The 8,383-nt window shown below is 70.3% G+C and carries 9 protein-coding genes; 7 read left to right on the top strand and 2 right to left on the bottom strand.

Features of this window, described 5'->3' with window-relative positions; all coding sequences use genetic code 11:
• Positions 1-63: 63 nt before the first annotated feature.
• Entirely contained in the window at positions 64-513 is a 450-nt protein-coding gene (locus A33M_RS19755) for a hypothetical protein (protein WP_040622005.1), read from the bottom strand.
• Between the two features lie 411 nt (positions 514-924).
• Here A33M_RS19755 and A33M_RS19750 point away from each other — a divergent pair, with 411 nt between their 5' ends.
• Complete coding sequence (locus A33M_RS19750; RefSeq protein WP_008391027.1) at positions 925-1,803, top strand: DMT family transporter; 879 nt, start codon at positions 925-927, stop codon at positions 1,801-1,803.
• A gap of 107 nt (positions 1,804-1,910) precedes the next feature.
• Here the strand turns inward: A33M_RS19750 and A33M_RS19745 are convergent, their stop codons facing one another.
• Positions 1,911-2,321 carry a hypothetical protein gene (locus A33M_RS19745; RefSeq protein WP_008391025.1) on the bottom strand — a complete coding sequence of 137 codons (411 nt, stop codon included), beginning with the start codon at positions 2,319-2,321 and terminating at the stop codon, positions 1,911-1,913.
• 255 nt (positions 2,322-2,576) lie between these two features.
• On the opposite strand from A33M_RS19745, the gene A33M_RS19740 reads away from it, so the two are divergent.
• The 6 genes from A33M_RS19740 to A33M_RS19715 all read left to right on the top strand — a co-directional run bounded on the left by A33M_RS19740 (position 2,577) and on the right by A33M_RS19715 (position 8,369).
• Positions 2,577-3,179 (top strand): NnrU family protein, encoded by a 603-nt coding sequence (locus A33M_RS19740; RefSeq protein WP_008391024.1) that lies wholly within the window; start codon positions 2,577-2,579, stop codon positions 3,177-3,179.
• A gap of 3 nt (positions 3,180-3,182) precedes the next feature.
• Positions 3,183-4,007: a 3-methyl-2-oxobutanoate hydroxymethyltransferase gene (gene panB / locus A33M_RS19735; RefSeq protein WP_008391022.1), complete on the top strand. Its 825-nt coding sequence runs from the start codon at positions 3,183-3,185 to the stop codon at positions 4,005-4,007.
• Between the two features lie 134 nt (positions 4,008-4,141).
• Positions 4,142-4,798, top strand: coding sequence for a tetratricopeptide repeat protein (locus A33M_RS19730; protein WP_008391021.1), 657 nt, complete (start codon positions 4,142-4,144; stop codon positions 4,796-4,798).
• Positions 4,799-4,901: 103 nt separating this feature from the next.
• Complete coding sequence (locus A33M_RS22595; RefSeq protein WP_052027138.1) at positions 4,902-5,489, top strand: hypothetical protein; 588 nt, start codon at positions 4,902-4,904, stop codon at positions 5,487-5,489.
• A gap of 116 nt (positions 5,490-5,605) precedes the next feature.
• Complete coding sequence (gene der, locus A33M_RS19720) at positions 5,606-7,048, top strand: ribosome biogenesis GTPase Der (protein ID WP_040622020.1); 1,443 nt, start codon at positions 5,606-5,608, stop codon at positions 7,046-7,048.
• Positions 7,023-8,369 carry a TCR/Tet family MFS transporter gene (locus tag A33M_RS19715; protein ID WP_008391015.1) on the top strand — a complete coding sequence of 449 codons (1,347 nt, stop codon included), beginning with the start codon at positions 7,023-7,025 and terminating at the stop codon, positions 8,367-8,369. The genes der and A33M_RS19715 overlap by 26 nt, the downstream gene beginning before the upstream one ends.
• Positions 8,370-8,383: the final 14 nt, after the last annotated feature.

Here is an 8,383-nt window from a genome sequence, read left to right as displayed (position 1 = left end):
TTCGCGCCGCAACGCAGCCCGCGTCCGAGTTTCCAAACGGGCTCTGAGGCGCCACCCGGACGTTCAGAATTCTTCCGGGCACGGATCGACGATCATCCACAGATCGACGCCGTTCCGCAGCTTCTTCATCTCGGCGGTGAGGCCGCCGACCTTGGCGATCCAGCGCTTCACCTCGTTGGGATAGACCGACATCAGCTCGGCGGTGCCGGCGGCACTGGTCACCTTCACGCCGGCGGTCCACGCCTTGTCGTAATAGGCCTGATGGAAGCCGAGGCTCGCGCGCGGGGTGACGCAGATGCGCTCGAGCGGCACGATGCCGAGCACCAGCGTGCAGGCGGAATTGCAGATGCCGTCGATCACGACGCGCTCGCCCTTGTCGCGGATCTGCCGGTACTTTGCCTTGTACTCCTCGACGTAGCCGCCGAAGTCGCGCTTGATGTGATAGTCGGCGCGCGCCGGCGCGGCGCCCAGCACGATCGACACGACGAAGAGCAGTGACAAGAGGCGAGCCATTCCCGCCAGTCCCCCCCAAAATCCCCGGCACGTCTTTTGTTCCAGGGAGCGGGCGGAATTTTGACCTCGGTTTGTTGGAATTTCGTTAACCGTGTCGAAACGGCATCACTCGAAGGCCGCCGATCGCGGCCGGCGCGCGTTCGTCCCGTCGGCGGAGGATATTGACGGAACGCGGGTTTTTCCGCCGGGCGGCGAAAACCGGCGGGGCCGGCCGGCGATTCATATTTGTAAAATTGATGGATCGATTCAGAAACATTCGTTTCCGTTGCTGCGATCGGGCTGCCATTCTGCGCCTTCCGCCGAGTGTCGAGACGCGAGCGGGTGTCGCCGCGGCCGCGTGCCGTCGCGACCGCCCGGTCGCACCAACGTGCCCGCGCGCCGCACGGGGCCGCCGGGGGCCGGGAGAGGGTGATGTCGGGCGATCAGCGTTGGCTGGTGGCGGCCGCGCCGCCGGTGTTCGTGGTGCTGTGGGCCTCGGGCTTCATCGGCGTGAAGCTCGGCATGCCGCACGTCGAGCCGTTCACCTTCCTGATGCTGCGCATGCTGGCGGCGGTGGCGCTGATCGCGGTGGTGATCCTGGTCACCCGGCCGCCTCGGCCGGACCTTGCGGCGGTCGGCCACAACGTGGTCGCCGGCCTTCTGATGCACGGCGGCTATCTCGGCGGCACCTTCATCGCCATCAGCCACGGGCTGGCGGCCGGGCTCACCTCGCTGGTGGTCGGGCTGCAGCCGATCTTGCTCGCCACCGTCGCCAATGCGGTGATCGGGGAAAAGGTCGGCGCGCGGCAATGGCTCGGCCTGGTGCTCGGCTTCACCGGCCTCGTGCTGGTGGTGCAGGACCGCACGGTCGGCGGCAGCGCCGAGCCGGTCGCCTGGATTTGTGCCACCGTGGCGCTCCTCTCGATCACCAGCGGCACGCTCTATCAGAAGAAATTCGCCGGCTCCGGGATCGACTGGCGCCCGGCCTTCCTGGTGCAGTACGGCGCGACCGCGGTGATGGCCGGCGTCTGCGCGATGTTGTTCGAGACGATGGAGGTGGACTGGACCGGCGAGTTCGTCGTCGCGCTCGCCTGGCTGGTGCTGGTGCTGTCGTTCGGCGCGATCTGGCTTCTGTACTTCCTCATCCGCCGGGCGGCGGCGACCAAGATCTCGAGCCTGTTCTTTCTCTCGCCGCCGACCACCGCCGTGATGGCCTGGGCGATGTTCGGCGAAAAGCTCGGCTTGCTGCCGGTGATCGGCATGGCGATCAGCGTCACCGGCGTGTTTCTGGTCAACCGGCGGGGATCCTGAGCTTCGATCCTGAGCGTCGCGAGTTTCACGCGACGCAAAGGGCACACCACGAGCGGCCGGACACCGGTCCCGCCGCGCGGGGTGGCGGGCGGCGGGGGGGCGGGGGGTCAGCGGCCCGCCTGTCCGGCCTGTCCGGCCTGTCCCCCCTGTCCGGCCTGCATGTCGGGCGGGGCGCGCTGCACGTTCGGCAGCGTCGGGGCGTTCATCGCGCCGCGGTCGTTGCCGCCGGTGAGCGCAGTCGAGCCGGTGGTGGTGCCGGTGGTGGCGGGGCCGTTGCGGTCGTAGGCCTGCTGGGTCGACGCGTGGCCGAACACCCAGACGATGGCGATGATGAACACCGCCGCCACCGCCCCGGCGAGCCACGCCCAGGCGGCGTTCCCGGTGCGGATCGGCCGGATCGCCCCGCTGGTGCGGAACTCGCCCGAGCTGTGCTCGTCCGTCCGGTGGGCTCGTGTCGTCGTGCCGGGAGCCCGCGAGCGGTTCTCGGCGTCGTTCGGGTCCGGTCTCGGGTCCGTCATGGTGCGCCTCCTCTCGTGGCTTCCATGAGCGGGCAACGGGCGGTTTCGGTGGAGGTTCCTCGCCCGCCGGCGGCGCCGCTGCGGTGCACCGGACGGTGGTGTCGCGTGGCTTGCGCGCGGTGCATCACGGTGCCGCACGACCTTGGCGGGCATGCGTACCCGCACGGGCCGCCGCGATCGAATTGGCCTTGCCTCGGCACGGCCGATCGCATCTACTCCGCCCGAATTTCATGCAAATCCTCGCCGGGGGTGTGGATGGGTCTCGCGGTCCTGGTTCTCGGTCTCGTGCTGTTCATCGGCGCGCACGTGTTCGTCTCGTTGCGCGACCGCCGGGCGGCGGTGATCGCGCGGATCGGGGAGGGGCCCTACAAGCTCGTCCTCGCGGTCGTCTCGATCCTCGGCATCGCGCTGATCGCCTGGGGCTTCGGAACCTATCGGGCGGACGGCGAGTGGATCGCGATCTGGTCGCCGCCGGTGTGGACGCGGCACCTCGCCGCGCTCCTGGTGTGGCCGGCGGTGATCATGGTGACGGCCGCCTATATCCGCGGCCGCATCGCCGTCGCGCTGAAGCACCCGATGCTCGCCGGCGTCAAGCTGTGGGCGATCGCCCACCTGATCGCCAACGGCGATCTCGGCTCGATCCTGCTGTTCGGGTCGTTCCTCGCCTGGGCCGTCTACGACCGCATCTCGCTGAAGTGGCGCAGCGACCCCGGCAGCCCGCCGATTCCGGTCGGCGGCCGTCGCAACGACGTCCTGGCGGTCGTCGTCGGGACGGTTCTCTATCTCGCTCTCGCCTTCGTCTTCCATCCGCTCGTGATCGGGGTGCCGGTGTTCGGCACGCCGGCGCTCGGGACCTGATCCATGTCGACACATTCAGACGTCAAGCGGCTCACCGCACCGGACATCCGCGCCCGCAAGGGTGGAACCCCGATCGCGATGCTGACCGCGTATCACGCCCACACCGCCGCATTGGTCGATCGCCACTGCGACGCCATGCTGGTCGGCGACTCGCTCGGCATGGTGATGCACGGGCTCGAGAGCACCGTGCCGGTGACGCTCGACATGATGATCCTGCAGGGCCTCGCGGTGATGCGCGGCTCCAAGCGGGCGCTGGTCGTGATCGACATGCCGTTCGGCAGCTACGAGGCCTCCAAGGAGCAGGCCTTCCTGTCGGCCGCCCGCATCATGAAGGAGACCGGCTGCGGCGGCATCAAGCTCGAGGGCGGCCGGCGGATGGCGGAGACCATCGCCTTCCTGGTCGAGCGCGGCATCCCGGTGATGGGCCATATCGGCCTCACCCCGCAGTCGATCAACACGCTCGGCAGCTTCCGCGCACAGGGCCGCGATCCGGCCGACTGGGCGCCGATCGAGGCCGATGCCCAGGCGGTCGCCGAGGCCGGCGCCTTCGCGGTGGTGATCGAGGCGGTGGCCGAGCCGCTCGCCGCCCGCATCACCCAGGAGATCGCCATCCCGACCATCGGCATCGGCGCCAGCGCCGCCTGCGACGGCCAGGTGCTGGTGCTCGAGGACATGCTCGGCCTGTCGCCGCGGGTGCCGAAATTCGTCAAGCGTTACGGCGAGCTCGGCCCGGCGATCGAGAGCGCGGTGCAGGCCTATGCCGAGGAGGTGCGCGCGCGCACCTTCCCCGCTGCCGCGAACGTCTATCCGGTGAAGAAGCCGGGCTGACCGCCCGACCGCACCATCGACGCCCGCCCCGCGGCCCGAGAAAAAACCTTCGCCTTGCGCTCGCCACAAGCACGCGCTAGGCGCAGGGTCGCCTGCAGGGCATCCTTATCCGACCGTTCGAGCGAGTTTGACGCGTGGCCGATATCTTTCAGGAAGTCGACGAGGAAGTCCGGCGGGAGAAGCTGCAGCAGATCTGGAATCGCCACGGCGGCCTGATCGTCACGCTGTGCGTGCTGGTGGTGGTCGGGGTGGCCGCCTGGCGCGGCTGGCAGTGGTACCAGACCCAGCAGGCCACCAAGGCGAGCGCCGCGTTCGACGCCGCCACCCAGCTGGTGCTGCAGAGCAAGCCGGACGAGGCGGCCAAGGCGTTCGCCGACCTCTCGAAGTCGGCCGAGACCGCGAACTACCGGCGGCTCGCGCAGCTGCGCGAGGCGGCGGTGCTCGAGACCACCGATCCCAAGGCCGCGGTCGCCGCCTACGACGCGATCGTCGCCGACGGCGCGGCGCCGAAGCTGTTTCGTGACGTCGCCGCGGTGCGCGCCGGCCTCCTGCTGGTCGACACCGCGCCCTATGCCGAGGTGAGCCGCCGGCTGGAGCCGCTGGCCGCACCCGGCCTGCCGTTCCGCCACTCGGCGCGCGAGGCGCTCGCGCTGTCGGCCTGGAAGGCCGGCGACACCGCCGCGGCCCGCCGTTGGGCGGAGGCCGCAACCAACGACGCCGACGTCCCGGCGGGCCTGAAGGCCAGGGTGGAGATTCTGCTCGCCCTCACCGGCGGCAACGCCAAAACCTGAGACCGGGATCCAGGCCCGAAATCCAGGCCCGAAATCCAGGCCCCTGAGGGGCCGAGGACCCGAGGCACCGGCGGCAACGCCGAAGTTGAGGATGTGTTCGACCATGCGCGCGATCGCCAGGGTGATTCTGATTGCCGTCACGGCCTCCACCGGCCTCGCGCTCGCCGGCTGCGACCAGCTCGACAGCCTGACGACCGTGTTCGACACCAAGAAGAAGCTGCCGGGCAATCGCGAGCCGGTCTTTCCCGAGGGGGTGCCCGGCGTGCAGCAGGGCGTGCCGCCGGAATACATGCCGGCGAACCAGCAGCCGGCGATGGCGCCGGAGGCTGCCGCCAACCCCGCGCCGGCGCCCGAGCCGACCCCGCCCGCGCGGGCGGAACGCCCGGCGCCGCGCCGCCAGCACTCCGCCTCGACGCCGCACCATGCGACACCGCCGCGCCGGGAGGCGCCGGCCGTGGAGGAGAGCAGCGTCGAGCCGGTTCCGGCAAAACCGATCGCCTCCACCCGGGTGCGCCCGGCGCCGCCCCGCCAGCCCGCGCCGGCCGCGGCCGCACCGGGCCAGCCCGCGCCGGCCGAGTCCGCCTCGTCCTCCGGCACCGCATCCTCCGGCACCGCATCGGGCACCGCGGCGCAGCCGAGCCCGACCTTGCCGTGGCCGACCACCCCGGCCCCCGGCAGCTTTTCGCGCTGACGCTTTCGGCCTCCGCCGGGTTCCGTGACGCCGGCGGCGAGACCCGATAGCGACCCGAAAAGGCTCCGGCGCAAAAGGCGCATTCCGCCCGGCGCGGCGTGTGCTATGCACCGCCGATGAGTTTCACGATCGCCATCGTGGGTCGGCCCAATGTGGGCAAGTCGACCCTGTTCAACCGCCTCGTCGGCAAGCGCGTCGCCTTGGTCGACGACCAGCCGGGGGTCACCCGTGACCGCCGCGAAGGTTTTGCGCGGCTCGGCGACATCGACTTCACGGTGATCGACACCGCCGGCCTCGAGGACGCGCCGAACGAATCGCTCGCCGGCCGCATGCGGGCGCAGACCGAGGCGGCGGTCGAGGCGGCCGACGCCGTGCTCTTCCTGGTCGACGCCCGGGCCGGCCTCACCCCCGACGATCATGCTTTTGCGGCGCTGGTGCGCAAGTCCGGCCGGCCGGTGGTGCTGGTCGCCAACAAGAGCGAGGGCCGCCAGGCCAGCGCCGGCGTCTACGAGGCGTTCGCGCTCGGGCTCGGCGAGCCGGTCGGCATTTCTGCCGAGCACGGCGAGGGCCTTTCCGACCTCTATGATGCTCTCAGGGAGGCGCTTCCCGAGGAGACCGGCGTCGCGGCGGAAAAAACCCGCCGTGAGGTCGAGGCCGAGCGCATCGCCGCGCGCGACGCCCGCGACGGCTTTTCCACCGAGCCCGCCGAGCCGGTCGCCGAGGAGCCGGTGGTGCGCCGGCCGATCCGGGTCGCGGTGGTCGGCCGCCCGAACGCCGGCAAGTCGACTCTCATCAACCGTTTGCTCGGCGCCGACCGGCTGCTGACCGGCCCGGAGGCCGGCATCACCCGTGACTCGATCGCCGTCGAGGTTTTTTGGGGCGACCGTCCGTTCCTGATCCACGACACCGCCGGCATGCGCCGAAAAGCGCGCATCGACGACAAGCTGGAAAAGCTGTCGGTTGCCGACGCGCTCGATGCCATCCGCTTCGCCGAGGTGGTGGTGGTGCTGATCGACGCCACTCAGCCGTTCGACCAGCAGGACCTCCGCATCGCCGATCTGTGCGAGCGCGAGGGGCGGGCACTCGTGATCGGCCTCAACAAATGGGACCTCGCCGAGGGCGAGCGCGGCGCGCTCACCAAGCTGCGCGAGGAGGCCGAGCTGAAGCTGCCGCAGGTGAAGGGCTTGCCGATCGTCGCGGTGTCCGGCCTCACCGGCCACGGCGTCGAGCGCCTGATGCAGGCGGTCGTCGACATTCACACGATTTGGAACCGCCGCGTCCCGACCCACGCGCTCAACCGCTGGCTCGACGAGGCGCTCGGCATTCATCCCCCGCCCGCGGTCGCCGGCCGCCGGCTCAAGCTCAATTACATCACCCAGCCGAAAGCTCGGCCGCCGAGCTTCATTTTGTTCTGCACCCGCGCGGACGCGGTGCCCGATTCTTACAAGCGATATCTGGTCAACGGGCTTCGCGACGCGTTCGAGCTCCCCGGCACGCCGATCCGGCTGACGCTGCGGGAAAAGGCGAACCCGTATGCCTCCCGCGCGAAGCGACGATGACACCGACGGCACCCGCGCTGCGCTCGGGACGGCGCCGATCGAGCCGCCGGTCGCCGCATGGCCTGCGGTCGGCACGCCCGCGGACGGCCTGACCGAGGAAACCGGCCAGGCAAAAAAACCGCGCACCGCCGCGTTCGGCTTCATCTTCGTCACCGTCGCGCTCGACATGCTGTCGGTCGGGGTGTTCGTGCCGGTGCTGCCGCGCCTCGTCGCCGAGTTCATGGGCGGCGACGCGGTGGCCTCTGCCGCGATGTACGGGCTGTTCGGCACCGCCTTCGCGCTGATGCAGTTCTTCTTCTCGCCGCTGCAGGGCGCCTTGTCCGACCGCTTCGGCCGCCGGCCGGTGATCCTCGTCTCCAATGTCGGCGTCGGGCTCGATTACGTGCTGATGGCGCTCGCGCCGAACCTCTGGTGGCTTTTTGTCGGGCGGGTGATCTCCGGCGTCGCCTCGGCGACCGCCGCCACCGCCTTCGCCTATATCGCCGACGTCACCGAGCCGGACCAGCGCGCCGCCCGCTTCGGCATGCTGGGGGCGGGCTTCGGCATCGGCTTCGTGCTGGGTCCGGCGCTCGGCGGCATCGCCGGCGGCATCGATCCGCGGCTGCCGTTCTGGATCGCCGCGGGCCTCAGCCTCCTCAACGCTCTGTACGGCTATTTCGTCCTGCCGGAGTCGCTGTCGCGCGAAAAGCGCGCGCCGTTTTCGCTGAAGCGGGCGAATCCGCTCGGCGCCCTCGTGCTGCTGCGTTCGCAACCGCAGCTGATGTCGTTCGCGGTGGTGCAGTTTCTCAGCCAGCTCGCCCATCTGGTGCTGCCGACGGTGGGCGTCTTGTACCTCACCTTCCGCTACGGCTGGGACACCACCACCATCGGCTTCACCATGGCGGCGTTCGGCTGCGCCGCGGTGATCGTGCAGGGCGGGCTGATCGGGCCGGGGGTGAAAAAATTCGGCGAGCGGGCGGCGGTGCTGGGCGGTTTTGCCTGCGGCATCGTCGGCCTCTCGATGCAGGCGGCGGCGTTTCAGGGCTGGATGTTCTGGCTGGCGATCCCGGCGACCAGTCTTTGGGGCTTTGCCAATGCCGCCAACAACAGCTTGATGAGCCGACGGCTCGGCCCGAGCGAGCAGGGGCGGCTTCAGGGGGCCAACGCCTGCCTGCAGGGGATCGCCGGGCTGATCGGCCCGCTGCTGTTCTCGCAGGTCTATGCGCTCGCCCTTGCGGCACCGGGCACGTTTCCCGGCCCCGGCGCGCCGTTCCTGGTCGCCGCCTCGCTTCTGGTCGCCGCACTCGTGCTGTCGGTGCGGGCGACCCGCCGGCCGGGGTGAGAGCCGGCAGAAAA

Source organism: Rhodovulum sp. PH10 (genome assembly GCF_000293785.1).
Classification (GTDB): Bacteria; Pseudomonadota; Alphaproteobacteria; order Rhizobiales; family Xanthobacteraceae; genus Rhodoplanes.
This window is presented reverse-complemented; position numbering and strand designations above follow the sequence as displayed.